A 25,870-nucleotide genomic window follows, 5' to 3' on the forward strand; every position below is an offset into this window, starting at 1 on the left:
GAGTGATGAGTTTGACGATTACGTTGACAGGCACCGGTGGTGCCCAGCTGGTACCGGTGTTTGGTTGCGACTGCATGGCGTGTCGTCGGGCGCGCTTGCAGGAGGAGTACCGCCGCCGTCCCTGTAGCGCGGTGGTCAAATTCAACGACGCAGTGACCTTGCTGGATGCGGGGATCCCGCAGCTGATGGATGACTGGCCCGCGGGCAGCTTCCAGCAATTTCTCCTCACCCATTACCATATGGATCACGTTCAGGGGCTGTTCCCGCTTCGCTGGGGCGTGGGCGCGACCATACCGGTCTACGGCCCGCCGGACGACGCGGGCTGCGACGATTTGTTTAAACACCCTGGACTGCTGGATTTTAGCCATACGCTTGAGCCCTTTGTGGTTTTTGAACTCCAGGGGCTGCGGGTCACGCCCCTGCCGCTTAACCACTCAAGACTCACGTTTGGCTACCTGCTGGAGAGCGCCCATAGCCGCGTAGCGTGGCTTTCGGATACCAGCACGCTGCCCGAGAAAACGGTCAAGTTCTTACTCAATAACCAACCGCAGGTGATTATCATCGACTGCAGCCACGCACCGCGCGATGAAGCGCCGCGCAACCACTGCGATTTAAATACCGTGATTGCGCTAAATGAGGTCATTGGCTGTCCGCAGGTGATCCTCACCCACATTAATCATCAATTCGACGTGTGGATGATGGATAACCCGCTACCGGAAGGGTTTGAAGCAGGGTATGACGGGATGGTGCTGGCGCTGGACTAGTTTTCTCCCTTCAGGAAAGCCGGAACGGATTTTCTCCCTCTCCCCGTACGAGAGAGTCGGAACGGTTTTCCTCCCTCTCCCCGTACGAGAGGGTTGGAACGGTTTTCCTCCCTCTCCCCGTGGGAGAGGGTCGGGGTGAGGGCATCAGACCGCACAATGTCACCGATCATAATCCTCTTCCAGCCTGCGCTCATCATCCTCTAAGCGACGCCTGTCATCATCAAGCTGGCGCTGACGCTCATCCAGGCGCTGGCGACGATCCTCTAGCTGCCTGCGGCGCTCGTCATACTGACGGCTGTCGCTACGCCGTCTCTGATCATAACGATCGTCGTCATCATTGTTGCGGTTGCTATTAGGGTTATAGGCGTCGTTGATCGCCTGCTGAATATTGCCAATGGCGTCATCAACAATATCGGCATGCGCCAGCTGACTGGTGAAAGACAGCAGGCAAAATATCAGGGCGGTAGAGTAACGTTTCATAGAGCCAGTCTCGCAAAGGGGCTGGCTTTACGGTAATGAAAGGCCGATAACGCGAGTAGCGGAGGAATCTCAATTCAGCGTCACCTTCCGCAGCGCCTGTGCCAGTTGAGCGCGGGTAAAAGGTTTACGCAACAGCTCCACGTCGGGCAGCGCAGGGTTATGGGCTGGGCGCAGATCCTGGCCGCTCATCAGCAGCAGCGGCAGGTAGGGGAAATGGACGCGAACATGGTTGATCACCTCTGCGCCGCTTAACGCGCCAGGCAGCATTAAATCACTGATAAAGATCTCAATATCCGGCGAGGCCTCCAGCATCTGCAGTGCCTGCTGGCCGGTTTCAGCCTCCAGGGTCAGATAACCCAGTTGATGCAGCTGTTCGCACAACGTCTGACGCACATCGGCTTCGTCCTCCAGCACCAGTACCAGCCGGTCACTGTGCGGTGCCGCTTCAGCATGCGTCGTTTCGCTGTGGATCACTGCCTGCTGGGTAGCCCGTGGCAGCTGGAGCCTGACGACGGTGCCCTGGCCCGGCGCACTCTCGATCTCGACCCGCCCGCCAGACTGACGCACAAAGCCATAGACCATCGACAACCCCAGCCCGCTGCCGCTCCCGGTCTGTTTGGTGGTGAAGAAGGGCTCAAATACCTGGGCTTTGATCGCCTGTGACATGCCGCAGCCATGATCGATAACCTCCAGCGCCACCATGTCCTGTCGCCGCCCGTCGCTACGGGTCACGCGCTGGTTCCAGGTGCGGATCTTAATCACGCCACTCTGCCCCTCCATCGCATCGCGTGCGTTCATCACCAGATTGATGATGGCGTTTTCCAGCTGACTGACGTCGATCCACGCCGGCCATGCCGGGTGCTGGGCTTCAATGTCCAGCGAAAGCGTGGCGGGCAGCGAGTGGCGCATCAGCTCCCCGAGGTTTTCCAGCATCGGTTTCATCTCTATCGCCCGTGGATGCAGCGACTGCTTACGCGAAAAGGCCAGCAAGCGCTGCGTGAGGAGCGCCCCGCGCTCCGCCGCTTTCAGGGCGCGCCCCACCCTTGACGCCTCTGGCGATGCAGGGTCAATCAGCTCCAGGCTGCCAATAATCACCGCCAGCAGATTGTTAAAATCATGCGCCAGTCCGCCCGTCAGTTGCCCGACGGCCTTCATCTTCTGGCTATGCAGCAGCGCCTCTTCCAGCCCCTGACGTTCGATACGGTCAATCTCCATCTGGCCACTCTTCTCCTTCAGCAACCGGGTCGTGTGCTGCAGAGACGCGGTATTTCGGGCAAAGACGCTGAACGAACGCGCCAGTTCCCCCAGTTCATCCCGGCGTTGCAGACCGGGTACCGACACCTCCTGCTCGCCATGAGCAAGGCGTGACATCGCCCGGGAGATCGCCGTCAGGTTCGACCCCAGATTGCGATAGATATACCAGCCGGCAAAACCGGTGATCACCAGCGCCAGCAGGGCAAACGCCGTGATAAACAGGCTGATTGAGCGTAGCTCCTGGTGGCTCTGGCGAGTACGCAGTTCGGAGGCCGCCGCCACCTGCTCCACATAGAGATTAATGTCGCTGTTCAATATCGCTACCAGCGCCTTGATGTGGAACATATACCAGCTAATGGCCAGATCGCTCTCCTCCAGTTGCCTGGATAAGGGAGCCAGTCTGCGTAACTCGGCGTTAAAGTCCGGCAGCACGAAATTAACCAGAGGCTGCGCGGCGGTGTGCGGCAGCGAGGCCATCACCGCCTCCAGTTGCTGAATGGTCGCCCGGGGAGAGGGGGTTTCGATGGCCGCGATCAGTAACCGCGCCATCTCGCTCAGTAACTGCCCATCCGGCTGGTTACCGCCAAAGCGGCGGTTAATATCCTGCAGGTGTCGTAAATAACTCTGGCTTTGCCAGAGTGCGCTCAGTAACGCATTGCGCTCCAGATGGCGGCGCTGGCCGCGCTCCAGCATCCCGGTGACGCTTTGCTGCAACGCATTGCTGCGCTCAATAATTCGCGCCACCAGCGCAGGCTCTTTGCGGGCCAGCGGCGCCGCTGCCAGCGTCTCCAGCGAGCGGCGCAGCGCCGTTTGCGTCTGCTTCAGCCGTTCCGCTTCGCTTTTGTACTCCAGCGCGCCTACCACCTGCGATAAACGTACTGCGGAGGTGGCCACATTCGCCGTCTCCCGCGCCAGATTCATGCTGCCGGTCATGTCGTCCAGCGTCTGCTGCTGCACCTGCTCCTGAATCTGGCTGGCGTGGCGAAACCCGAGTATCGCCACCCCGCTTACCATCAGCGTTACCGCGACGACCAGTAGATTGAAGATCAGCAGGCGGCCGCGGGCGCTGGCAAAAAACGAGGGGCGGCGTGATGACATAGGGTTAGGTTCCTCGGCGTTTTTTGTCCCCTCACCCCGGCCCTCTCCCCAGAGGGGCGAGGGGGAAAGGCATGCACCGTGCGGTCCCCTCTCCCCTGCGGGGAGAGGGTTAGGGTGAGGGGAAATGTGATCCACATTACTTATTCATAACTATGACAAATATGAATGGCTTCTGACATTTTGCATTTATCAGGGTGTGATGAAGTGCGGATATCTACCCCCTCAGGAGAGCCGCCATGAGCAGGACCCCGGTCTTAGAGATGCGCAACATTGCCAAAACCTTTGGCAACTTCCATGCGCTTAAGGGTGTGGATCTGACGGTCTTCCCCGGCGAAATCCATGCCCTGATGGGCGAAAACGGCGCCGGGAAGAGCACGCTGATGAAGATCCTCGCAGGCGCCTATACCGCCACCAGCGGTGAGATCCTGATTGATGGTCAGCCGTTTCATATCAAAGGGCCGAAGGATGCGCTGGCCGCAGGCATTACCCTGATCTACCAGGAGATGCAGCTGGCCCCCAACCTCACCGTGGCGGAAAACATCTTCCTCGGCAGCGAACTGTCACGCGGCGGGCTGGTGCAGCGCAAAGAGATGGCCGCCCAGGCGCAGGCGGTAATTGACCGTCTCGGCGCCCAGTTCAAAGCCACCGACCTGGTGATGAGGCTGACCATCGCCGAGCAGCAGCAGGTGGAGATTGCCCGCGCCCTGCACCGCAATAGCCGCATCCTGGTGATGGACGAACCCACCGCCGCCCTCTCCTCACGCGAAACTCACCGCCTGTTCGAACTCATTATGCGCCTGCGCGATGAAGGGATGGCGATCATCTACATCAGCCACCGCATGGCAGAGGTGTACGAGCTTTCCGACCGCGTCAGCGTGCTGCGCGACGGGCAATACGTAGGTAGCCTGACCCGCGACAGGCTTAACGCCCCGGAGCTGGTGCGCATGATGGTGGGCCGGCCTCTCAGCGATCTGTTTAACAAAGAACGGGATATCCCTCTCGGCAGCCCGCGGCTCAACGTTCATCACCTGACCGACAGCGGCAAAGTACAGCCGTGCAGCCTGCAGGTAAGATCCGGAGAAATTGTGGGTCTGGCCGGGCTTGTCGGGGCGGGGCGTTCCGAACTGGCGCAGCTGATCTTCGGGGTGCGCAAGGCCACCGGCGGCATGATTGAGGTGGACGGCGAGCCGGTGGTCATTCACTCCCCTCGCGCGGCCATCGACCAGGGCATCGGCTTTTTAACCGAAAACCGCAAAGAACAGGGGCTGTTCCTGGAACTGGCAGCCCAGGAGAACATCACCATGGCGACGCTCGAGCGCGATGCCAGTTGGGGAATGTTAAACCGCAAAAAAGCCCAGTCGATCTCGGACGATGCCATCGCCCTGCTCAATATCCGCGTCCCCCACTCACAGGTGCGGGCGGGTGGCCTGTCGGGCGGCAATCAGCAAAAACTGCTTATCTCCCGCTGGGTCGCTATCGGCCCGCGCATTTTGATCCTCGATGAACCTACGCGCGGCGTGGACGTCGGCGCCAAAAGTGAGATCTACCGGATCATGAACCAGATGGCCCGCAAAGGGGTGGCGATCCTGATGATCTCCAGCGAACTACCCGAGGTGGTGGGAATGAGCGATCGGGTGTATGTCATGCGTGAAGGCAGCATTGCGGGTGAGTTGCACGGCGGGGATATCACGCAAGAAAACATCATGACGCTGGCAACCGGCGTTAACGACTCTCATCAACGGGCGGTATAACCATGACGCACTCCAACACTCCGCAGCAGGTGGCCAAATCGGCCTCCGCCAAAAAAATGCTAATGGGCGATCTGATGCAAACCATCGGCATTTTGCCGATTTTGATTCTGATCGTGGCGGTATTTGGTTTTATCGCTCCCAACTTCTTTACCGAGAGTAATCTGCTGAATATTACCCGCCAGGCGTCGATCAACATCGTGCTGGCAGCGGGAATGACCTTCATTATTTTGACCGGCGGCATTGACCTCTCGGTGGGCTCGATTCTGGGCACCACCGCGGTGGCGGCGATGGTGGTCTCGCTAATCCCGGAGTTCGCCATGTTGTCGGTGCCGGCGGCGCTGATGCTCGGCATGGTGCTGGGGCTGTTTAACGGCGCGCTGGTGGCCTTCGCCGGACTGCCGCCCTTTATTGTCACCCTGGGTACCTATACCGCGCTGCGCGGAGCGGCCTATCTGCTGGCCGACGGTACGACGGTGATCAACTCCAATATCAACTTCGAGTGGATCGGCAATAACTATCTCGGCCCGGTGCCCTGGCTGGTGGTGATCGCGCTGGCGGTGATCGTCGTCTGCTGGTTTATTTTGCGCCGCACCACCCTGGGGGTACACATCTACGCGGTCGGCGGCAACATGCAGGCGGCGCGCTTAACCGGCATCAAGGTGTGGATGGTGCTGCTGTTTGTCTACGGCATGAGCGGCCTGCTCTCTGGCCTGGGTGGCGTGATGAGCGCTTCCCGCCTCTACAGCGCCAACGGCAACCTGGGCACCGGCTATGAGCTGGACGCCATTGCGGCGGTGATCCTCGGCGGAACCAGCTTTGTGGGGGGCATTGGCACCATCACCGGCACTCTGGTGGGAGCGCTGATTATCGCCACGCTCAATAACGGCATGACCCTGATGGGGGTCTCTTATTTCTGGCAACTGGTGATTAAAGGGGCGGTGATCATCATTGCAGTGCTGATCGATAAATACCGTACCCGACACCATCAAAGTGCATAACAACAATACCCTACGAATCGAGGAAAAAAGTATGCGTTTAAAACCTCTTGTTACCGCGCTCTGTGCCGGCGCACTGCTTGCCGCAACGCCGTTTGTGCAGGCGAAAGAACTGAAGTCCATCGGCGTGACGGTAGGTGACCTCGCCAACCCGTTCTTTGTACAGATCACCAAAGGCGCCGAGCTGGAAGCGCGCAAACTGGCGGGGGATAACGTGAAAGTGACGCTGGTCTCCAGCGGCTACGACCTCGGTCAACAGGTGTCGCAGATTGATAACTTTATTGCGGCGAAGGTCGACATGATCATTCTCAACGCCGCAGATTCTAAGGGTATCGGCCCGGCGGTGAAGCGGGCGAAGGAGGCGGGCATTATTGTGGTCGCGGTTGACGTGGCGGCAGAAGGTGCCGACGCGACCATCACCTCCGATAACACCCAGGCGGGGGAGATGGCCTGCAAATACATTACTGATCGCCTGAAAGGCAAAGGCAATGTGGTGATCATCAACGGGCCGCCGGTCTCTGCGGTACAAAACCGCGTGGAAGGCTGCCAGACCGAGTTCAAGCGTCATCCGGATATCAAAGTGCTTTCCGATAACCAGAACGCCAAAGGGAGCCGCGAAGGCGGGCTGGAGGTGATGACCTCCCTGCTGGCGGCTAATCCGAAGATTGATGGGGTCTTCGCGATAAACGATCCTACGGCGATCGGCGCCGATCTGGCGGCAAAACAGGCACAGCGTAAGGAGTTCTTTATCGTGGGGGTGGATGGCAGCCCGGATGCGGAGGAGGCGCTGAAGCGGGAGAACTCGCTGTTCGTGGCAACCCCGGCGCAGGACCCGCAGGTGATGGCGGCCAAAGCGGTCGAGATTGGCTATGACATCCTGCAGGGCAAACCGGCACCAAAAGAGCCGGTGCTGATCCCGGTCACGATGATTGATAAGAACAGTGTGGGTAATTACAAAGGCTGGACGGTGAAGTAACCGTTGTACGGCCTGTTTCCCCTCACCCTCTCCCGCCTGAAGGCCGCAGGAGCTTTCCTCCCTCTCCCTTGAGGGAGAGGGTCGGGGTGAGGGGGACAGCACATCATTCAAGGAGTCCCCATGAAACGCTCCGACATAAACGAAATCCTCGGCCACACGCGGCAATTTTTTTCTATGCACAATGTGCATTTACCCCCTTTCGCCAGCTTCCCCCCCACCCAGTGGCAACAGCTGGATCGCCACGCCTGGCGTGAAGTATTCGACCTGAAACTGGGCTGGGACGTGACGACCTTTGGCAGCAATAACTTTTACGCCCAGGGGCTGACGCTGTTTACCCTGCGCAACGGTTCACCCAACGGCGTGCCTTATGAGAAGTGCTACGCCGAAAAAATCATGCACGTCCGCGACGGGCAAGTTACCCCCATGCACTTCCACTGGCGAAAACGCGAAGACATCGTTAACCGCGGTGGGGGAAATTTAATTATCGAGCTGTGGAATGCGGACGCGCACGAAGAGACCGAAAACACCGACGTGACGGTGGTTATCGACGGCAACATCCAGACTCATGCACCGGGAAGTCAGCTACGCCTGACGCCTGGGGAGAGCATCTGCCTGACGCCGGGTTTGTATCACAGCTTCTGGGGCGAGCGCGGCTTTGGCGATGTGCTGGTTGGCGAGGTGTCATCGGTCAATGACGATGAACACGATAACCACTTTTTGCAGCCATTAGCCCGCTACAACCCTGTCGAAGAGGACGAGCCCGCCGTGCTGGTGCTGTGCAACGAGTACAACCTGTTTCGCCTGTAAGGAGTGAACCATGCCATTAATCTCTCTCGCCGACGGGCTGGCTCACGCCCGTGAGCATCGCTATGCCCTGGGGGCGTTTAACGTTCTCGACTCCCATTTCCTGCGGGCGCTGTTTGCCGCCGCCAGGCAAGAAAACTCCCCGTTTATCATCAACATCGCCGAAGTGCATTTTAAGTATCTCTCCCTCGACTCGCTGGTGGAAGCGGTGAGGTTCGAAGCTGCCCGACATGATATCCCTGTGGTACTTAACCTCGATCATGGCCTCCATTTTGAGGCGGTAGTGCGGGCATTGCGCTTAGGATTCAGTTCGGTGATGTTCGACGGCTCCACCCTCAGCTACGAGGAGAATATTCGCCAGACCCGCGAAGTGGTGAAAATGTGCCATGCGGTTGGGGTGTCGGTAGAGGCCGAACTGGGGGCGGTGGGAGGCGATGAAGGGGGCGCGCTCTACGGTCATGCGGATGAAGCGTTCTTTACCGATCCGCGGCTCGCCCGTGATTTCGTCGATCAAACCGGTATTGATGCCCTGGCGGTGGCGATCGGCAATGCGCACGGCAAATACAAAGGTGAGCCGAAGCTGGATTTCGCCCGGCTCGACGCCATTCGTCAGCAGACCGGTCTGCCGCTGGTGCTGCATGGGGGTTCCGGCATTAGCGATGCGGATTTCCGCCGTGCCATCGAACTGGGTATTCATAAAATCAATTTCTATACCGGTATGTCGCAGGCGGCGTTGACCTCGGTAGAGCAGCGGATGGCCAACCGACAGCCGATTTATGACGAGTTCGCAGAGTTGCTGCTGGGCATTGAAGAGGCGATCACCGACACCGTGGCTGAGCAGATGCGCATCTTCGGCAGCGCGGGGCAAGCCTGATGGAACGCAAGGGCATTATCGCCGCAGGCAATATGCTGGTGGATCATGTTCACCAGGTCGTCGACTGGCCAGAGCGCGGCTGGCTGGCAGAGATCACCCACAGCGAGCGCGCCACCGGAGGCGCTCCGCTCAATGTCTTGCTTACGCTGGCAAAAATGCACACAGGTCTGCCTTTGCAGGCGGTGGGGCTGATTGGCGAAGATAACGACGGCGATTACATTATGGCGATGCTCGACCAGTATCATGTCAACCGCCAGCGGGTAGAGCGCACCAGCTTTGCCCCCACATCCATGTCGCAGGTCATGACCGACCCCAGCGGCCAGCGCACCTTTTTCCACTCTCCTGGCGCCAATCGTCTGCTGGATCTTCCGGCCTTCGAGCGGCTGGACGACAGCCTGAAAATCTTTCACCTCGGCTATCTGTTACTGCTGGATAGCCTGGACATGCCGGACGCGTCGTTCGGCACCCGCGGGGCTCGCTTGCTGGCGCAAATGCGCGATCGGGGCTTCAAAACCTCCCTCGACCTGGTCTCCCGTAAGGGCGACCCACGCTATCAGCCGCTGGTGCGCCCTGCCCTGCGTCACGTTGATTATCTGGTCATTAACGAGCTGGAAGCGGGGGAGTTCAGCGGACTGGAGATGCGCGACAGCCAGGATACGCCCGATCTGGCCAATATCGCCCGGGCGGCCGCACGGCTGCTGGCGGCAGGGGTCAACGAGCGGCTGGTAATTCACTGCCCGGAAGGCGCATGGGGGCAAGAGCCCGGTCAGGAGGGGCGCTGGATCCCCTCCTGGCGGCTGTCGCAATCAGAGATCATCGGTAGCGTGGGGGCGGGCGACGCGTTTTGCGCCGGTTTTTTATACGGTTGCCATGAGTCGCAGCCGCTGGAAGAGAGTATCCTGCTGGCCCACGCCTGCGCTCGCGCCAGCCTGCTGGCGGCCAATGCTATCGACGGTGCGAAAACGTTGCCGGAGTTACAGCAGTTTATTGATGAGCATCGTCAGGGGTTAAGCGGCGCGGTCGCCATCCAGCACATCGGCTGAAAAGACATAGCCCAGCCCGCGGATGGTTTTAATGAGCAGCGGCTGATGTGGATTCACCTCAATTTTGCGCCGCAGACGCATAATCAGCACATCGATGGTGCGATCAAACACGTCGGCGCTTTCGCTATGCGTCAGCTCCAGCAGCTGTTCACGGCTCAGCACCCGGCGGGCGTTTTGCGTCAGCGCCAGCAGCAGGCTGTACTCTCCCTGGGTAAGCGGCACTACGCTGCGCTGGGCGTCGCTCAGTTCGCAGCGTTGGGTATCCAGCGTCCAGCCGTTAAAGCTGATACCGCCGTGACGAACGGCGACCGGCTCGGCGGCCAGCGCCCCGGTACGACGTAACACCGCTTTGACCCGGGCCACCACCACCCGGGGATTGAAAGGCTTACCGATGTAGTCGTCGGCCCCCATCTCCAGCCCCACCACCACATCCGATTCGCTGCCTAAGCCGGTAAGCATGATGACCGGAAGCGCCGGACGCTGTTTTTGTAGCTGCTGTAAAACCTGCAACCCGTTGATGTCAGGCAACATCATATCCAGCAGCACCAGCGCGATGGAGGCGTCGCTCTGCGCCAGGCGCAGGGCTTCATGGCCGGTATGGCACACATGCACCGTAAAGACATGCTCGTTCAGCACATCCTGCAGCAGTTCGCACACGGCGGTATCGTCATCGACGACCAGGATCGCGGGTTTCATCGCACAGTTCCGTCAGGGAGATCACTTTCAGTCTGGCCGATTCTGCCACTGGCTCCAGCCGTTTCGACTTTTGTGTATCGAAATTTCAGGCGACATCACATCCCGCAGGGGATTTTGTCGAATGACTGTTTTCTATCAGGGTATTGACCAGGGATCCGCCGTAAAGTCAGGGTATTTCCACAATAAAAATAGGTCTTATGGGCCTGCATAATAACCATGAATTCGATTATCTGGAGCGATACCGATGAAAAACGTCATCACGGTTTGCCCCTATTGCGCCTCCGGTTGCAAGTTAACGCTGGTGGTCGATAACGGCAAAATCGTTCGGGCCGAGCCCGCACAGGGTAAGACCAATCAAGGAACGTTGTGCCTGAAGGGCTACTACGGCTGGGACTTTATTAACGATACCGGGATCCTGACCCCGCGGTTAAAAACCCCCATGATTCGCCCTGTCCGCGGCGGTAAGCTCGTCGCCGTAAGCTGGGACGAGGCGCTGGACTATGTTGCCCGGCGCCTGAGCGCCATCAAAGAACAATACGGGCCGGATGCCATCCAGACGACGGGCTCGTCTCGCGGTACCGGGAATGAAACCAACTATGTGATGCAGAAATTTGCCCGCGCCGTTATTGGCACCAATAACGTCGACTGCTGCGCGCGCGTCTGACACGGCCCCTCGGTTGCAGGTCTGCACCAGTCAGTGGGTAACGGCGCCATGAGCAATGCCATCAATGAGATCGATAATACCGATCTGGTCTTTATTTTTGGCTACAACCCGGCCGATTCACACCCGATCGTGGCGAATCACATCATTCAGGCGAAACAGAACGGCGCGAAAATTATTGTCTGCGATCCCCGGCGGATAGAGACTGCCCGCATCGCCGACCTGCATATCGCGTTGAAAAATGGTTCTAATATCGCCCTGCTCAATGCTATCGGGCAGGTGATCATTACCGAGAAATTGTATGACGCGAGCTTTATCGCCACACGAACAGAAGGTTTCGACGAATATCGAAACGTTGTCGAAAACTATTCGCCGGAGTCGGTAGAAGCCATCACCGGCGTCAGCGCCCGGGATATCCGTCAGGCCGCGCGGATGTATGCCGGGGCAAAAACCGCCACCCTGCTGTGGGGCATGGGGGTAACGCAGTTCTGGCAAGGCGTGGAGACTGTACGTGCCCTCACCAGCCTGGCGATGCTGACGGGCAATCTCGGCAAGGCGCACGTGGGCGTTAATCCGGTACGTGGGCAAAATAATGTTCAGGGGGCCTGCGATATGGGCGCCCTGCCGGATGTCTATCCGGGCTATCAGCCGGTAACCGTCGCGGCAAATCGCGAAAAATTTGCCCGGGCCTGGGGCGTTGAGCATCTGCCCGAGCGGCACGGCTATCGGATAAGCGAGCTGCCGCATCGCGTTGCGCAGGGTGAGGTGCGGGCCGCGTACATCATGGGCGAAGACCCCTTACAAACTGATGCCGAACTGTCGGCGGTGCGTGAAGCTTTCGCGGCGCTGGATCTGGTCATTGTGCAGGATATCTTTATGACCAAAACGGCCGCCGCCGCCGACGTCATACTGCCGTCTACGTCCTGGGGCGAACATGAAGGGGTCTACACCGCAGCAGATCGGGGATTCCAGCGTTTTTTCAAGGCGGTGGAGCCCCAGTGGGATTTGAAAACGGACTGGCAGATCATCAGCGAGATCGCGACCCGAATGGGTTATCCCATGCACTATAACAACACGCAGCAGATCTGGGATGAACTGCGCTATCTCTGCCCCAACTTTACCGGCGCCACCTACGAAAAAATGGGCGAGCTGGGGTATATCCAGTGGCCGTGCCGGGATGAGTCCGCCCACGATCAAGGAACCTCCTGGCTCTTTGCCGAATCCTTCGATACCCCGAACGAGCTGGCGCAGTTCTACACCTGCGACTGGTCGGCACCGATAGATACGCTGAGCGCTGCGTATCCGATGGTGCTCTCTACCGTACGCGAGGTAGGCCATTACTCCTGCCGCTCCATGACCGGTAACTGCGCCGCCCTCTCTGCCCTGGCGGATGAACCCGGCTATGTGCAGATCAATACCGCCGATGCCGCCCGGTTAGGCATTGAAGATGAGGCGCTGGTCTGGGTGCAATCGCGCAAAGGACGCGTAATGACCCGGGCGCAGGTCAGCGAACGGCCAAACCGAGGCGCGGTATATATGACCTATCAATGGTGGATTGGGGCCTGCAACGAACTGGTGACGGAAAACCTGAGCCCGATAACAAAAACGCCGGAGTATAAATATTGTGCCGTAAGGGTTGAGCCGATTGCCGATCAGGCGGCGGCCGAACGCGATGTACAAGAGGAATATAAGCAGCTTAAAAACCGACTTCGTGAAAACGCTGCGGGATAATTTATTTATCCCGCTTTTATAATATTCACAGAAACTCATTTCTGTGAATATTATTTTGCGGACTTCCTTCCAGAAAAATGTAATTAACTCGATATGTATTTACATCTTTGCTTTTTATTTCATACGAATAAGAATAACGGCGGGTGCTTAAGGCTTTCTGTCTTAAGCCGTGTTGAGAGACAGAAAGTGAAAAGCCCCGGTAATGTTTCCATTAACCGAGGCTACCTCTCAACTCCCAACAAGTTGAAGGTAGCCTCTTATTCTTTTCTTTGCAAGGAGTAAAAGGCATGACGCCATTAAAGTATGCGTTGGGCATCATATTAATTATTTGCCTGACAATTGTGTTATTCACCTTTATTAATCGCGGTGCATTATGCGAACTCACAATAAAGAGTGGGCAACATGAAGTGGCGGCTAAATTAGCCTGCGGTGCAGGCTAACTTCAGCGGGCGGGGTTTCCCGCCCGATTGTGGGATGTTGTGCCTTAACGCACCCTTTTTTTTCTTCTCGTACCCCGCTTATACTGCGCGCAATCTCCTTAAAAGAAATGAACAGATGAAACATCTTCTCTACCTGCTGCTGCTCTCCTCTTCCCTGGCCTGCGCCGATGAGATTGGTAGCCAGTACCAGGCTCAGGCCGAGGCGGGCGACAGTCGCGCCCAGTATCTCCTTGCAGAGACCTGGTACAGCTCCGGTAACGATAAACAGGCTGAGGTGTGGGCCGAAAAAGCGGCCACCGGCGGCGATGTTGATGCCATGGCGCTGCTGTCGCAGATCAAGTTCAAGCACGGCGATTACCCGCAGGCAAAAGGGCTGGCCCAGCAGGCAATGCTGGCTGGCAGTATGCCCGGCACCGTGATGCTGGCGCGCCTGCTGGTCAATACCGAAGCCGGAACCCCCGACTATCCGCAGGCGCTTACCTTGCTGCAAAAAGCGGCAGCCAATACCGAAGATGACGCCGCCGTGGATGCCCAACTGCTGCTGGGGCTGATCTACGCGAACGGCGTGGAAGTGGCGCAGGATGATGTTCAGGCTGCAGATTGGTTTAAGCGCAGCTCTACCCTTTCGCGCACCGGTTATGCCGAGTACTGGGCAGGGAAGGTATTTCAGCAGGGAGAGAAAGGCTTTATCACGCCAAATAAACAGAAAGCGCTGTACTGGTTTAATCTGAGCTGTACTGAAGGGTTTGATACCGGCTGCGAAGAGTTTGAGGCGTTAAGCGGGGAGTAAATTCCGCCCTCGCAAGAGGGCGGAAGCGGCATTACCGATCGGCAGTCTTATCAAAACGGCCCAGCACCTCGCGTTCATACGCCAGCGCTTTTTTATGGTCGAATTTGTGTTCCCATTTAGAGATAACCAGTACCGCCAGAGCATTCCCCACCACGTTCAGCGCGGTACGCGCCATGTCGAGAATACGGTCAACACCGGCGATAAACGCCAGTCCTTCCAGCGGGATCCCCACGCTTCCCAGCGTGGCCAGCAACACCACAAAGGAGACGCCCGGCACGCCCGCGATCCCTTTCGAGGTCACCATCAGGGTCAGTACCAGCACGATTTCCTGCCACAGCGAGAGGTCGATACCGTACAGCTGGGCGATAAAGATCGCGGCAATACTCTGGTACAGCGTTGAGCCATCGAGATTAAAGGAGTAGCCGGTCGGCACCACGAAGCTGGTAATCGACGCCGGTGCGCCATAGGCTTCCATCTTCTCGATGATACGCGGCAGTACACTCTCGGAGCTGGCGGTAGAGTAGGCCAGAATCAGCTCATCTTTCAGGATGCGAATCAAAATCCAGATGCTTAACCCGCACAGTCGCGCCACGATGCCCAGCACCACCAGCGCGAAGAACAGGATGGCGAAGTGTACCAGGATCACCAGCTTCGCCAGCGGCCACAGGGAGGCAAAACCGAAGTTGGCCACGGTGACGGAGATCAGCGCGAACACCCCTACCGGCGCATAACGCATCACCATGTGGGTAACTTTGAACATGGTTTCGGAGATGGAGCGGAACACGGTGACCAGCGGCTCGCGGTGGGTAGAAGGCAGCGATGCCAGACCCAGGCCAAACAGGACGGAGAAGAAGATAATTGGCAGCATTTCGCCCTTCGCCATGGAGGCCACGATATTGGTGGGAACCAGCGCGAGGATCGTGCCCATCAGGCCATGGGAATGGCTTTGCACGTCGGCCGTTGTGCTTTGGTATTTCGAAATATCCACCGTTGCCAGCTGCGACATATCAATACCCGCACCAGGCTGGAATACGTTTGCCAGCGTGATGCCAAGAATGATAGCCACCGTAGTGATCACTTCGAAATAAAGGATGGTTTTTGCCCCGATACGTCCCAGCTGTTTCGCATCACCCACGCCCGCAATACCTACCACCAGCGTCGAGATAACGATTGGGACCACAATCATCTTGATCAGATGAATAAAGATATCGCCTGCCGGCGACAGCAAGTTGGCGATCAACCATTCGCGGCTGTCACTGTGATAATGCAGATAACTACCCAACAAGATACCCAGCACAAGGGCCAGCAAAATTTGCCAGGCCAGGCTGACTTTCAAATTTTTCATAAAAACAGACTTCCTCAATGAAGTGATCGGCCTCGCGAAAGCGTGAGGACGACACATACTGAAAGGGTATGAATTGTGTTGCGTTCATTTATGGGGTTTTTTAACGCGGCGTATCAGTATCATTTGCATGCCATGCTGCGCAAGCCTTTAAGAACGAGGCATTTGACTGACAAAATGCTTTATGACGCTAATTTCCACCAGTGATGATTAATAACCTTTTGTTATAAAAACGCTTTTTTATCCATAAATGTAAATAATCATTGAGGGCAATTATTTTAAGATAAAGTGTTATTCGGTCGTTTTTTGAACTCCTGAATTATTGCGTGATCTGTCGCCCAAATAGTAAACAAAGCTGGCAAAGCCCCTACTATTAACGTTTTTGCGACATATTATTAACATCTTACAAGGAGAAAAAAAGCCATGAGCCAAATCCACAAACACGACATTCCCGCAAACATTGCGGACCGCTGCCTGATCAATCCGGAGCAGTACAAGGAGAAGTACCAACAGTCTGTCTCCAGCCCTGAAACCTTTTGGGGTGAGCAGGGAAAAATCCTCGACTGGATGACCCCTTATCAGAAGGTAAAGAACACCTCCTTCGCGCCGGGTAACGTCTCGATTAAATGGTATGAAGACGGCACCCTGAACCTGGCCGCGAACTGTCTCGATCGCCATCTCGCCGAGCGCGGCGACCAGACAGCCATTATCTGGGAAGGCGACGACGCCTCGCAGAGCAAAAACATCACGTACCGCGAACTGCATCGCGACGTCTGCCGCTTTGCCAACGTGCTGCTCTCTCAGGGCATCAAAAAAGGCGATGTGGTCGCTATCTATATGCCAATGGTGCCCGAAGCTGCGGTTGCCATGCTGGCCTGCGCCCGCATCGGTGCCGTGCACTCCGTGATTTTTGGCGGCTTCTCGCCGGAAGCGGTTGCCGGCCGCATTATCGACTCCAGCTCAAAACTGGTGATCACCGCCGACGAGGGCGTACGTGCCGGCCGTACCATTCCGCTGAAAAAGAACGTCGATGACGCCCTGAAAAACCCGAACGTCACAAGCGTAAGCAACGTAGTGGTGTTCAAACGCACCGGTAGCAACATTGAGTGGCAGGCGGGCCGCGATCTCTGGTGGAGCGATCTGATTGAGCAGGCCAGCGACCAGCATCAGCCTGAGGAGATGAACGCGGAAGATCCGCTGTTTATCCTTTATACCTCTGGCTCCACCGGCAAGCCGAAAGGGGTACTGCATACCACCGGCGGCTACCTGGTGTATGCGGCGACCACCTTCAAATATGTCTTTGATTACCATCCGGGCGACATCTATTGGTGTACTGCTGACGTAGGCTGGGTCACCGGCCACAGCTATTTGCTGTATGGTCCGCTGGCCTGTGGCGCCACCACGCTGATGTTCGAAGGGGTGCCAAACTGGCCGACCCCGGCGCGCATGAGCCAGGTGGTGGATAAGCATAAAGTGAATATTCTCTACACCGCCCCTACCGCGATTCGTGCCCTGATGGCAGAAGGCGATAAAGCGATTGAAGGAACCGATCGCTCCTCCCTGCGTATCCTGGGCTCCGTGGGTGAACCCATCAATCCGGAAGCGTGGGAGTGGTACTGGAAGAAGATTGGTAATGAAAAATGCCCGGTTATCGACACCTGGTGGCAGACCGAAACCGGCGGTTTCATGATCACCCCGCTGCCGGGTGCGACCGAACTGAAAGCGGGTTCTGCCACGCGTCCTTTCTTTGGCGTCCAGCCTGCGCTGGTGGATAACGAAGGCAATGCGCTGGAGGGGGCTACCGAGGGCAACCTGGTGATCACCGACTCCTGGCCAGGCCAGGCGCGTACGCTGTTTGGCGATCATGACCGCTTCGAGCAGACCTACTTCTCTACCTTTAAAAACATGTATTTCAGCGGTGACGGTGCCCGTCGCGATGAAGACGGTTACTACTGGATCACCGGCCGCGTGGATGACGTGCTGAACGTCTCTGGCCACCGTCTGGGTACCGCTGAAATCGAATCGGCGCTGGTGTCGCATCCGAAGATCGCGGAAGCCGCTGTCGTCGGCATCCCCCACAATATTAAAGGCCAGGCGATTTATGCCTATGTCACGTTAAATCATGGCGAAGAGCCAACGCCGGAGCTCTATGCCGAGGTGCGCAACTGGGTACGTAAAGAGATCGGCCCGCTTGCCACGCCGGATGTGCTGCACTGGACAGACTCCCTGCCGAAAACCCGTTCCGGCAAGATTATGCGCCGTATTCTGCGCAAAATCGCCGCAGGCGATACCAGTAATCTTGGCGATACCTCAACGCTCGCGGATCCTGGCGTGGTGGAAAAACTGCTCGAAGAGAAGCAGGCCATCGCAATGCCTTCATAATTTTCTCCCTCTCCCCGTGGGAGAGGGGCGGTCTGATGCCCTCACCCTAACCCTCTCCCTCAGGGAGAGGGAACAAAAACAAACCAACCTTACCTTTGGAGACTCTGTGATGAATGACCATATTTGTCAGCAGATAGAGAATAGTGCGCACTACAGGGAGCTCGTGGAAAAACGGCAACGGTTTGCCTTCATGCTGTCCATCATTATGCTGATTATCTATGTCGGCTTTATTCTGCTGATTGCGTTCGCGCCGCACTGGCTCGGCACGCCACTGCATGCGGGCACCAGCGTCACGCGCGGGATCCCGATTGGCATTGGTGTGATTGTGATTTCGTTTGTGCTGACGGGCGTCTATGTATGGCGCGCTAACGGCGAATTTGACCGTCTGAACAAGGCCGTACTGCGCGAGGTAAAAGCATCATGAAGAGAGTTCTGACGGCGCTCGCCGCCACCCTTCCCTTTGCGGCAAACGCTGCGGATGCCATTACCGGTGCGGTTGAACGCCAGCCCACCAACTGGCAAGCCATTGTGATGTTCCTTCTTTTTGTGGTGTTTACGCTCTACATCACTTACTGGGCATCAAAACGCGTTCGCTCCCGTAACGACTACTACACCGCAGGCGGTAACATTACCGGCTTCCAGAACGGGCTGGCGATTGCCGGTGACTTTATGTCTGCCGCCTCCTTCCTCGGGATCTCCGCGCTGGTGTACACCTCCGGCTACGACGGGCTGATTTACTCTCTCGGCTTCCTGGTCGGCTGGCCGATTATTCTGTTCCTGATCGCCGAGCGTCTGCGTAACCTCGGGCGTTATACCTTTGCCGACGTGGCATCCTATCGTCTGAAGCAAGGTCCTATCCGCACGCTTTCCGCCTGCGGCTCGCTGGTGGTGGTCGCCCTTTACCTCATTGCCCAGATGGTGGGTGCCGGTAAGCTTATCCAGCTGCTGTTCGGCCTCAACTACCACATTGCCGTGGTGCTGGTGGGCGTACTGATGGTGATGTATGTGCTGTTTGGCGGCATGCTCGCCACCACCTGGGTTCAGATCATCAAAGCCGTGCTGCTGCTGTTTGGTGCCAGCTTTATGGCCTTTATGGTGATGAAGCACGTTGGATTTAGCTTCAATAACCTGTTTACCGAAGCGATGGCGGTCCACCCGAAAGGGGAAGCGATCATGAGCCCCGGTGGACTGGTGAAAGATCCGATATCCGCCCTGTCGTTAGGGCTGGGGCTGATGTTCGGTACCGCAGGCCTGCCGCACATCCTGATGCGTTTCTTCACCGTGAGCGATGCACGTGAAGCGCGTAAGAGCGTCTTCTACGCCACCGGCTTTATGGGTTACTTCTACATCCTGACCTTTATCATCGGTTTTGGTGCGATCATGCTGGTGGGGGCGAACCCGGCCTTCAAAGACGCAGCGGGCGCGCTGATTGGCGGCAACAACATGGCGGCGGTGCACCTGGCCGATGCCGTGGGCGGTAACTTATTCCTCGGCTTTATCTCTGCCGTGGCCTTCGCCACCATTCTGGCGGTGGTCGCCGGCCTGACGCTGGCGGGCGCGTCTGCGGTTTCTCACGACCTGTATGCCAACGTCTGGCGTAAAGGGGCGAGCGAGCGCGATGAGCTGAAAGTGTCCAAAATCACGGTACTGGTGCTGGGGGTGGTTGCCATCCTGCTGGGGATCCTGTTCGAGAACCAGAACATCGCCTTCATGGTCGGCCTGGCCTTCTCCATCGCAGCGAGCTGTAACTTCCCTATCATTCTGCTCTCCATGTACTGGTCAAAACTGACGACGCGTGGCGCGATGATTGGCGGCTGGCTTGGCCTGCTGACGGCGGTGATCCTGATGATCCTCGGCCCGACCATCTGGGTACAGATCCTCGGACATGAAAGCGCCATCTTCCCGTATGAATATCCGGCGCTCTTCTCTATCGCGGTGGCCTTCATCGGTATCTGGGTCTTCTCTGCCACTGACAACTCAGCGGAAGGGAATCTTGAGCGCGAGAAATTCCGCGCCCAGTTTATCCGTTCACAAACCGGTCTCGGCGTTGAGCAGGGCCGCGCACACTAAAATGGCTCCCCGGCCTCTGGTCGGGGATCACAGTTTTCCCCTCTTCAGGTGACGTTAATCACGTCACCAAAACAAAAAAAGCCGACCCACTTCACAGGCTTTATCTCTGTTTCGTAAAGGCCATCACACTTTTCCCGTTTTTACCTCAAACCCCCCCTTTCCCTCTGCGGCCAGTACAGACAACCCTGGCCACAGTTTTTATGCTTTAACGCAAGCTTTCGGCAAATTGCGTGAGACGCGCCGGGCTAAGCAGGAGCGGCAGGAACAGCGGCCCACCGGCGGGAGGATGCTCCAGCCAGTGCGCCAGCGTCTCGGCGTATTCGTGCAGATGTTGTTGGTGTCGCTGCAGAGTCGTCGCGGGCAGGCTGTTTGCACCGTAATGGTCAAGCCACAGCACATCGGTGACAGCCGCCGCCACGCGGGAGAACATCTGGCTGTAGATTTCTGCGCTACGCCAGGCGGCCAGCAGGATCTCCAGGGTGTCGTTCGGGCAGGCGATACGCGGCATCAACTCACGCAGGTTTTGCACCGTGCGCGACGCGATAAAGCAGGCGGCCTCTTTTTCCAGCGCGACCCGCTCTCGCTGCTCTTTGCCAAGCGCGGGATCGTCGGCAGGCATCAGCGGTTGCCAGGCATGCAGCCAGTTGGCACTGCGGGTGTCCATATGCAGCAGTTGTTGTGCCTGGGCCACGCTCTCCGGGATTTGGCTTTGATAGTGCAGTCGCCGCCCAAGGAAGTTTGGCGTCTTACAAAGCCAGTCGTAGCTGGCATGCAAAATGGCCGCGAGCTGATGCTTGTCCTGCAGGGAGCGAAAACCGAGCTGCTGTTGCTCTGCCCAGCGCTCAAACGGCGTGGTCCGTGCGGCATCGTCCTGCTGGTTTGCGGCAGACAGACCGAAGAGATTGATGGCGTTAGCCGAGTCCATCACCCGGCTATCCGGTAGCCACTGCCAGCTCACCCGTGAGGTAATGGCTTCGATTTCGTTTTCAGCCGCGCTTAGCGCCCAGCTCAGGCGCCCACTGATCTCATCGGCCAGATAGCAAGGCAGCGCGGTCCAGCCATATCCGGTGCCGAAAAGATCGTATTCGATCCACTTTTTATGCCCCGGCAGCGTGGCGATGTGGGGATGGTTGGCAAAACCGGGGTGGTAATCCAGCTCCGTGGCTTTAATCGAGGCGCGTACATCGTCTGATAAACGGGCCAGGATGCTGGACAGCTGCTGTCGCGGCCAGCTGTCATCAATGAAATCACGCAGGATCAGTTTCTTACCCTGCCCGCGCAGTAGGCTCCAGACATCATGCAGGCTCTGCTGCCAGCCGGTGGTCTGAAAATCGGGGGTGGTGAGGCTAAGAATCAGGCCGCTGAGATGGGGCAAAGAGGCTAATAACGGATGCAGAATTGACGCATAGAAAGGGTGCCAGAAATCGGGCGTGCTTTTTTCATCAAAGCTCAGTTCAGGAAATTTACGCTTAATAATGTCGTCGTTCGGCGCGGCCTCTCCCTGAAGCCAGAACGTTAAATTATTTTCCGCCAGGTAACGATCGACACGTTTTAAATATTGCAGCGCGTAATTTTGCTGATGAATTAAGTTCTCGACGTTAAGTTTTGCGCTTAACGGCGAGGGCGTCGCAAGAAGAGAGAGCAGTTCCTGTTGGTGCAGGATGATGCCGGTGAAACCATGCTGCTTTGCGCTTGCCACTCCCTGAATAAACCAGGGCCAGTGCCAAATAAAGGTGCTATTCAGCTCCATCAATTGATGTGGAATACGTTTCATTGCGCCACCTTGCTGATATTTATTTTCTTATCTTAATCGAGGATGCCATGAAAAAATATGCGCTGGTCGGAACGGGAGGTCGTGCGGGTTTATATATCTCTGCCATTGGGGGAGCCTGGCGTGAAAATGCCAGGATGGTCGCGTTTTGCGATACCAACCAGACGCGCATGGACTATGCGAACCAGTTACTCCAGAACGAAGGAGCCGCGCCGGTCTCTACCTGGAAAGCGGAGCAGTTTGAAGAGATGATCCGCGAAACCCGCCCGGACAGCATCATCGTGACCACAATGGACCGCACCCACGATGACTATATCGTTCGCGCCCTGCACGCCGGGTGCGATGTGATCACCGAAAAGCCGATGACCATCGATGAGAAACGTGCGCTGCGCATTCTTGATGCCATTGAGGAGACGGGCCGCAGCGTGCGCGTGGCCTTTAACTACCGCTACGCGCCGCACCACAGCAAAGTGCGTGAACTGCTGATGCAGGGGGTGATTGGCAAGGTCACCTCCGTTCACTTCGAATGGCTGCTTAACACCGAACACGGCGCGGATTATTTCCGTCGCTGGCACCGCGAAAAGCGCAACAGCGGTGGCCTGCTGGTGCATAAATCCACCCACCACTTCGACCTGATGAACTTCTGGCTGGGCAGCTATCCGGAGCGGGTCTACGCCGAAGGTAGCCTGCAGTTCTACGGTAAAGAGAACGCAGAAAAACGCGGCGTGACCCGTTTCTATCCCCGCGCCCACGGCTTCGCCGAAGCGAAAGACGATCCGTTCGCGCTGCATATGGCAGATAACGCTCAGCTTAAAGCGCTCTATCTGGATGCCGAACATGAAGATAACTACTTCCGCGATCAGAGCGTATTCAGTGATGGCATCACCATCGAAGACACTATGTCGGTGCTGGTGAAGTATCAGAATCAGGTCCAGCTTACCTATTCACTGAACGCCTATCTGCCCTGGGAAGGGCTCAACGTGGTCTTCAACGGCACCGAAGGTCGTCTGGAGATGAAAATCATTGAGAAATCTTACGTTAACGCCGGGGGTAAACGCGAAAACGAGGGGAGCCTGGAGCAGTGCGACATCACCGTCTTCCCAATGTTCGCCGAGCCGTGGAAGGCAGAATTCAGCCTGGGCGAAGGGGGGCACGGCGGCGGCGATAACGCCATGCTGGCCGATCTGTTTGGCGAGCCGGGCAACGATCCCCTGCAGCGTGCAGCCGATCACCGCGCCGGGGCGATGTCTATCCTCACTGGCATTGCGGGCAATCTCTCTATGCAGCTGCAGCGACCGGTGAACTTTACGGAGTTTGAGCTGGTCTCTCGTCTTACTAAATCTTAAGTGCTTCTCAACGGCGCGGCAGGAGGCTGCGCCGAAACTGCTGGTCAGTATTGTGCAGTTACTCACCTGTTTAATAACAATAATGCTGCCTCTGTCCCGGAGACAAAAATGAATAAACTCGTATCAGGTGTCATCGCATCGCTGTTATTTTCCTGTACTTCCACCTGGGCGCAACAGCCCGTTGAATTACGTATGTCCTGGTGGGGGGGCAACAGCCGCCATCAGGCCACGCTGAAGGCGCTGGAAGCCTTCGAGAAAACCTATCCCCATATCCACGTGAAGGCCGAATACACCGGCTGGGACGGGCACCTCGCGCGCCTGACCACGCAAATGGCCAGCGGCACCGAACCGGACGTCATGCAAACCAACTGGCCGTGGCTAAGCATCTTCTCTAAAAACGGCGAAGGGTATTACGACCTCTATAAACTCAAAGATACGCTGGATTTAGGTCAGTATTCCGCCAACGATCTCGCCTCCACCACGGTAAAAGGCAAACTTAACGGCTTGCCTATCTCAGTCAACGCGCCGGTCTTTTACTATAACGACGTCACCTGGCAAAAGGCCGGGCTGGCTTATCCCAAAGACTGGGATGCGTTTTTTGCCGCCGGAAAAGTGTTCCAGCAAAAATTGGGCAATAACGCCTATCCCTACGCGATGGTGGATCAGGATGTCATCTTGCTGCTGAATACCTGGATGATGCAGAAGTATCAAAAACCGATGTTTAACCGCGACGGGTCGTTCGGCTGGGACGATGCCCAGTGGGCGGAAGCGTTTAGCTTTTTGAAGCGCTTAAGTGACGAGCATGTCCTGCCCTCGCCAAAAACGCTCTCTGCCTACGGCAAGGGGAATCTCTATGAGATGAAGCCCTGGATCAACGGCGAATGGGGCGGCCTGTTTACCTGGAATATCACGATCCGGATGTTTGCCAACAACATGACGCCACCGGCGAAGCTGGTGCTGGGAGATTACGTAATGCAGCCTGGCGCAAAAGAGTCTGGCGCTTACTTTAAAACGGCGCAGATGTTGTCGGTGGCGAAATCCACAAAACATCCGAAAGAGGCCGCTTTACTGATCAATTTCTTGCTCAACGATCCGCAGTCGGTGGAAGCACTGGGGCTGGAGCGCGGTATTCCGCTGAACAAATCGGCAGAAACGCTGCTCACCGGGAAGGGAATTATTGACCCGAACGATCCGGTGATTGCCGGTTTGCGCCAGGCCCAGGCGCTGCACACCACAGTAGTCGCCACCCCGTATATCGAGGATTTACAAATCATCGATCAGTTCACCTCGGCGCGTGAAAAGCTAGACCAGGGCCAGCTCACGCCTGCCCAGGTTGCGGCCGAGTTTCGCCAGCAGGTTGAACGCATTGTGCGCCGTCTGAATCGCTAATCCAGCAGGCCGCTGGCAACGGCGGCCTAAAACATCACCCACGCCACCAGCGGCGCAATCAGTACCATCACTACGCCAGAGAGCATCATCACCAGACTGGCGACCACCCCCTCCTGCTGACCCAGCTCATAGGATCGGGCGGTGCCCGCCCCGTGGGAGGCGGCACCGAAGCCGGCCCCTTTCGCCATCCCCTCGCGGATGGAGAGGCGTAAAAACAGCATATCGCCTACCGCCATGCCAAACACCCCAGTGACGACAACAAACAGCGCCACCAGATCGGGCTGTCCGCCGAGCGGTTTCGCCGCGGCCAGAGCAAAAGGGGTCGTGACCGAGCGCACCGCGAGGCTACGCTGGATCTCGTCAGAGAGCGTGAACAGCCGCGCCAGCCAGACTGAACTGGTGACGGCCACCACCGTCGCGGTGATGACGCCCGCGGTGAGCGACATCCAGTGGCGCTTAATCACCGCCAGGTTGTCGTAAACCGGTACCGCAAACGCAATGGTTGCCGGCCCAAGCAGCCACAGCAGCCAGTGCGATTCGCCAATATAGTTTTGCCAGGAGATATGGCCCAGGATCAGCATCAACACCAGCAGGATCGGCGTGAAGACCAGCGGCATTAGCGGCAATTTATGAAAGCGGCGATAGAGGCGTTTATTGGCGAAATAGATCACCAGCGTAATCACCAGACAGAAGAGGCTTATCTGAAAATTACTCATCTTTCAGCCTGCTGATCTCAAAGCGATAGACCCTGTCTACCACCCACGCGGTGGCGCCCAATACCATCAGCGTACTGAGGGCAATCACCGCAAAGATACGCCAGCCGTCCACCATCAGCAGTTGGGCATAATTCACCACCGCCACCACCGCAGGGACAAAGAAGAGGAGCATCTCCGCCAGCAGCCAGCGGGCCCCCGCGCGTACCCACTTCAGGGGGAGAATGCGACAGAGGATCAGGGCCAACATCAGTAACATGCCCACCAGGTTGGCAGGTAGCGGCAGATGCAGCCAGTTCACCAGATACTCCGCAAAAACGAACAGCGCGGCATACAGCAGTACCTGTACGGGCACCTGGAGTCGTTGCACAACGGCAGGCGTAACACGACTTAACGCCACGGCCATGGCTTATTCCTCAAAAATGAGACGGAGCGCCAGTATAGTGAGCACACCTAATCCACTGAAATGAATTAAAATCATCGAATATATAGTTTCGAGG

Annotated in this window: 22 protein-coding genes; 15 read left to right on the plus strand and 7 right to left on the minus strand. The window is 57.2% G+C overall.

Annotated features, from left to right (window positions below; genetic code table 11):
- Positions 1 to 5: 5 nt before the first annotated feature.
- Positions 6 to 764 (plus strand): phosphonate metabolism protein PhnP, encoded by a 759-nt coding sequence (gene phnP, locus WFN75_RS14855; RefSeq protein WP_336996415.1) that lies wholly within the window; start codon positions 6 to 8, stop codon positions 762 to 764.
- A 159-nt stretch (positions 765 to 923) separates the two neighbouring features.
- Here phnP and yjdP read toward each other — a convergent pair whose 3' ends face one another.
- Both yjdP and WFN75_RS14865 read right to left on the minus strand, forming a co-directional pair.
- Positions 924 to 1,244, minus strand: a complete 321-nt coding sequence (gene yjdP / locus WFN75_RS14860; protein WP_040077571.1) for a DDRRRQL repeat protein YjdP — start codon at positions 1,242 to 1,244, stop codon at positions 924 to 926.
- 69 nt (positions 1,245 to 1,313) lie between these two features.
- Positions 1,314 to 3,596: an ATP-binding protein gene (locus tag WFN75_RS14865; protein WP_336996416.1), complete on the minus strand. Its 2,283-nt coding sequence runs from the start codon at positions 3,594 to 3,596 to the stop codon at positions 1,314 to 1,316.
- 236 nt (positions 3,597 to 3,832) lie between these two features.
- Here WFN75_RS14865 and WFN75_RS14870 point away from each other — a divergent pair, with 236 nt between their 5' ends.
- The 6 genes from WFN75_RS14870 to WFN75_RS14895 all read left to right on the plus strand — a co-directional run bounded on the left by WFN75_RS14870 (position 3,833) and on the right by WFN75_RS14895 (position 10,039).
- On the plus strand, positions 3,833 to 5,347 hold the full coding sequence (locus tag WFN75_RS14870; RefSeq protein ID WP_040077572.1) for a sugar ABC transporter ATP-binding protein: 1,515 nt from the start codon (positions 3,833 to 3,835) through the stop codon (positions 5,345 to 5,347).
- Positions 5,348 to 5,349: 2 nt separating this feature from the next.
- Entirely contained in the window at positions 5,350 to 6,345 is a 996-nt protein-coding gene (locus WFN75_RS14875) for an ABC transporter permease subunit (protein WP_040077573.1), read from the plus strand.
- A 31-nt stretch (positions 6,346 to 6,376) separates the two neighbouring features.
- Positions 6,377 to 7,318: an ABC transporter substrate-binding protein gene (locus tag WFN75_RS14880; RefSeq protein WP_046885513.1), complete on the plus strand. Its 942-nt coding sequence runs from the start codon at positions 6,377 to 6,379 to the stop codon at positions 7,316 to 7,318.
- 120 nt (positions 7,319 to 7,438) lie between these two features.
- Positions 7,439 to 8,125: a D-lyxose/D-mannose isomerase gene (locus WFN75_RS14885; protein WP_263616639.1), complete on the plus strand. Its 687-nt coding sequence runs from the start codon at positions 7,439 to 7,441 to the stop codon at positions 8,123 to 8,125.
- A gap of 10 nt (positions 8,126 to 8,135) precedes the next feature.
- Positions 8,136 to 8,996 (plus strand): ketose 1,6-bisphosphate aldolase, encoded by an 861-nt coding sequence (locus WFN75_RS14890; RefSeq protein ID WP_040077576.1) that lies wholly within the window; start codon positions 8,136 to 8,138, stop codon positions 8,994 to 8,996.
- The gene (locus tag WFN75_RS14895) at positions 8,996 to 10,039 is read left to right on the plus strand and encodes a carbohydrate kinase family protein (protein ID WP_336996417.1); all 1,044 of its coding nucleotides are present in this window, start codon (positions 8,996 to 8,998) and stop codon (positions 10,037 to 10,039) included. Before WFN75_RS14890 ends, WFN75_RS14895 begins: the two co-directional genes overlap by 1 nt.
- Here WFN75_RS14895 and WFN75_RS14900 read toward each other — a convergent pair.
- Positions 10,004 to 10,735 (minus strand): response regulator, encoded by a 732-nt coding sequence (locus WFN75_RS14900; protein ID WP_040077577.1) that lies wholly within the window; start codon positions 10,733 to 10,735, stop codon positions 10,004 to 10,006. The genes WFN75_RS14895 and WFN75_RS14900 overlap by 36 nt on opposite strands.
- A gap of 244 nt (positions 10,736 to 10,979) precedes the next feature.
- Here WFN75_RS14900 and fdhF point away from each other — a divergent pair, with 244 nt between their 5' ends.
- The 3 genes from fdhF to WFN75_RS14915 all read left to right on the plus strand — a co-directional run bounded on the left by fdhF (position 10,980) and on the right by WFN75_RS14915 (position 14,357).
- Entirely contained in the window at positions 10,980 to 13,127 is a 2,148-nt protein-coding gene (gene fdhF / locus WFN75_RS14905; RefSeq protein ID WP_336996418.1) for a formate dehydrogenase subunit alpha, read from the plus strand.
- Between the two features lie 287 nt (positions 13,128 to 13,414).
- On the plus strand, positions 13,415 to 13,567 hold the full coding sequence (locus WFN75_RS14910; RefSeq protein WP_040077580.1) for a Hok/Gef family protein: 153 nt from the start codon (positions 13,415 to 13,417) through the stop codon (positions 13,565 to 13,567).
- A gap of 115 nt (positions 13,568 to 13,682) precedes the next feature.
- Positions 13,683 to 14,357 carry a tetratricopeptide repeat protein gene (locus WFN75_RS14915; protein WP_046885519.1) on the plus strand — a complete coding sequence of 225 codons (675 nt, stop codon included), beginning with the start codon at positions 13,683 to 13,685 and terminating at the stop codon, positions 14,355 to 14,357.
- Between the two features lie 31 nt (positions 14,358 to 14,388).
- Here the strand turns inward: WFN75_RS14915 and gltP are convergent, their stop codons facing one another.
- Positions 14,389 to 15,702, minus strand: a complete 1,314-nt coding sequence (gene gltP / locus WFN75_RS14920; RefSeq protein WP_046885520.1) for a glutamate/aspartate:proton symporter GltP — start codon at positions 15,700 to 15,702, stop codon at positions 14,389 to 14,391.
- Between the two features lie 420 nt (positions 15,703 to 16,122).
- Here gltP and acs point away from each other — a divergent pair, with 420 nt between their 5' ends.
- The 3 genes from acs to actP all read left to right on the plus strand — a co-directional run bounded on the left by acs (position 16,123) and on the right by actP (position 20,151).
- Positions 16,123 to 18,081 (plus strand): acetate--CoA ligase, encoded by a 1,959-nt coding sequence (gene acs / locus WFN75_RS14925; protein ID WP_336996419.1) that lies wholly within the window; start codon positions 16,123 to 16,125, stop codon positions 18,079 to 18,081.
- 109 nt (positions 18,082 to 18,190) lie between these two features.
- Positions 18,191 to 18,505 carry a DUF485 domain-containing protein gene (locus WFN75_RS14930; RefSeq protein ID WP_046885522.1) on the plus strand — a complete coding sequence of 105 codons (315 nt, stop codon included), beginning with the start codon at positions 18,191 to 18,193 and terminating at the stop codon, positions 18,503 to 18,505.
- Positions 18,502 to 20,151, plus strand: coding sequence for a cation/acetate symporter ActP (gene actP, locus WFN75_RS14935; protein WP_046885523.1), 1,650 nt, complete (start codon positions 18,502 to 18,504; stop codon positions 20,149 to 20,151). The genes WFN75_RS14930 and actP overlap by 4 nt, the downstream gene beginning before the upstream one ends.
- Before the next feature lie 205 nt (positions 20,152 to 20,356).
- On the opposite strand, the gene WFN75_RS14940 is transcribed toward actP, so the two are convergent.
- Positions 20,357 to 21,925: a hypothetical protein gene (locus WFN75_RS14940; protein ID WP_336996420.1), complete on the minus strand. Its 1,569-nt coding sequence runs from the start codon at positions 21,923 to 21,925 to the stop codon at positions 20,357 to 20,359.
- A gap of 47 nt (positions 21,926 to 21,972) precedes the next feature.
- On the opposite strand from WFN75_RS14940, the gene WFN75_RS14945 reads away from it, so the two are divergent.
- Positions 21,973 to 23,268, plus strand: coding sequence for a Gfo/Idh/MocA family protein (locus WFN75_RS14945; RefSeq protein WP_046885563.1), 1,296 nt, complete (start codon positions 21,973 to 21,975; stop codon positions 23,266 to 23,268).
- 108 nt (positions 23,269 to 23,376) lie between these two features.
- Positions 23,377 to 24,657, plus strand: a complete 1,281-nt coding sequence (locus tag WFN75_RS14950; protein WP_207292815.1) for an ABC transporter substrate-binding protein — start codon at positions 23,377 to 23,379, stop codon at positions 24,655 to 24,657.
- Positions 24,658 to 24,683: 26 nt separating this feature from the next.
- On the opposite strand, the gene WFN75_RS14955 is transcribed toward WFN75_RS14950, so the two are convergent.
- Complete coding sequence (locus WFN75_RS14955) at positions 24,684 to 25,373, minus strand: LrgB family protein (RefSeq protein ID WP_046885526.1); 690 nt, start codon at positions 25,371 to 25,373, stop codon at positions 24,684 to 24,686.
- Positions 25,366 to 25,776: a CidA/LrgA family protein gene (locus tag WFN75_RS14960; protein WP_263616647.1), complete on the minus strand. Its 411-nt coding sequence runs from the start codon at positions 25,774 to 25,776 to the stop codon at positions 25,366 to 25,368. Before WFN75_RS14960 ends, WFN75_RS14955 begins: the two co-directional genes overlap by 8 nt.
- Positions 25,777 to 25,870: the final 94 nt, after the last annotated feature.

The organism is Leclercia sp. UBA7405 (genome assembly GCF_037152215.1).
In the GTDB taxonomy this organism is placed as follows: Bacteria; Pseudomonadota; Gammaproteobacteria; order Enterobacterales; family Enterobacteriaceae; genus Enterobacter; species Enterobacter pneumoniae.

Excerpts from the sequence above, each read along its gene's own strand:
- phnP (WP_336996415.1), top strand. The coding sequence starts at position 6 with ATGAGTTTGACGATTACGTTGACAGGCACCGGTGGTGCCCAGCTGGTA.
- yjdP (WP_040077571.1), bottom strand. The coding sequence starts at position 1,244 with ATGAAACGTTACTCTACCGCCCTGATATTTTGCCTGCTGTCTTTCACC.
- WFN75_RS14865 (WP_336996416.1), bottom strand. The coding sequence starts at position 3,596 with ATGTCATCACGCCGCCCCTCGTTTTTTGCCAGCGCCCGCGGCCGCCTG.
- WFN75_RS14870 (WP_040077572.1), top strand. The coding sequence starts at position 3,833 with ATGAGCAGGACCCCGGTCTTAGAGATGCGCAACATTGCCAAAACCTTT.
- WFN75_RS14875 (WP_040077573.1), top strand. The coding sequence starts at position 5,350 with ATGACGCACTCCAACACTCCGCAGCAGGTGGCCAAATCGGCCTCCGCC.
- WFN75_RS14880 (WP_046885513.1), top strand. The coding sequence starts at position 6,377 with ATGCGTTTAAAACCTCTTGTTACCGCGCTCTGTGCCGGCGCACTGCTT.
- WFN75_RS14885 (WP_263616639.1), top strand. The coding sequence starts at position 7,439 with ATGAAACGCTCCGACATAAACGAAATCCTCGGCCACACGCGGCAATTT.
- WFN75_RS14890 (WP_040077576.1), top strand. The coding sequence starts at position 8,136 with ATGCCATTAATCTCTCTCGCCGACGGGCTGGCTCACGCCCGTGAGCAT.
- WFN75_RS14895 (WP_336996417.1), top strand. The coding sequence starts at position 8,996 with ATGGAACGCAAGGGCATTATCGCCGCAGGCAATATGCTGGTGGATCAT.
- WFN75_RS14900 (WP_040077577.1), bottom strand. The coding sequence starts at position 10,735 with ATGAAACCCGCGATCCTGGTCGTCGATGACGATACCGCCGTGTGCGAA.
- WFN75_RS14910 (WP_040077580.1), top strand. The coding sequence starts at position 13,415 with ATGACGCCATTAAAGTATGCGTTGGGCATCATATTAATTATTTGCCTG.
- WFN75_RS14915 (WP_046885519.1), top strand. The coding sequence starts at position 13,683 with ATGAAACATCTTCTCTACCTGCTGCTGCTCTCCTCTTCCCTGGCCTGC.
- gltP (WP_046885520.1), bottom strand. The coding sequence starts at position 15,702 with ATGAAAAATTTGAAAGTCAGCCTGGCCTGGCAAATTTTGCTGGCCCTT.
- acs (WP_336996419.1), top strand. The coding sequence starts at position 16,123 with ATGAGCCAAATCCACAAACACGACATTCCCGCAAACATTGCGGACCGC.
- WFN75_RS14930 (WP_046885522.1), top strand. The coding sequence starts at position 18,191 with ATGAATGACCATATTTGTCAGCAGATAGAGAATAGTGCGCACTACAGG.
- actP (WP_046885523.1), top strand. The coding sequence starts at position 18,502 with ATGAAGAGAGTTCTGACGGCGCTCGCCGCCACCCTTCCCTTTGCGGCA.
- WFN75_RS14940 (WP_336996420.1), bottom strand. The coding sequence starts at position 21,925 with ATGAAACGTATTCCACATCAATTGATGGAGCTGAATAGCACCTTTATT.
- WFN75_RS14945 (WP_046885563.1), top strand. The coding sequence starts at position 21,973 with ATGAAAAAATATGCGCTGGTCGGAACGGGAGGTCGTGCGGGTTTATAT.
- WFN75_RS14950 (WP_207292815.1), top strand. The coding sequence starts at position 23,377 with ATGAATAAACTCGTATCAGGTGTCATCGCATCGCTGTTATTTTCCTGT.
- WFN75_RS14955 (WP_046885526.1), bottom strand. The coding sequence starts at position 25,373 with ATGAGTAATTTTCAGATAAGCCTCTTCTGTCTGGTGATTACGCTGGTG.
- WFN75_RS14960 (WP_263616647.1), bottom strand. The coding sequence starts at position 25,776 with ATGGCCGTGGCGTTAAGTCGTGTTACGCCTGCCGTTGTGCAACGACTC.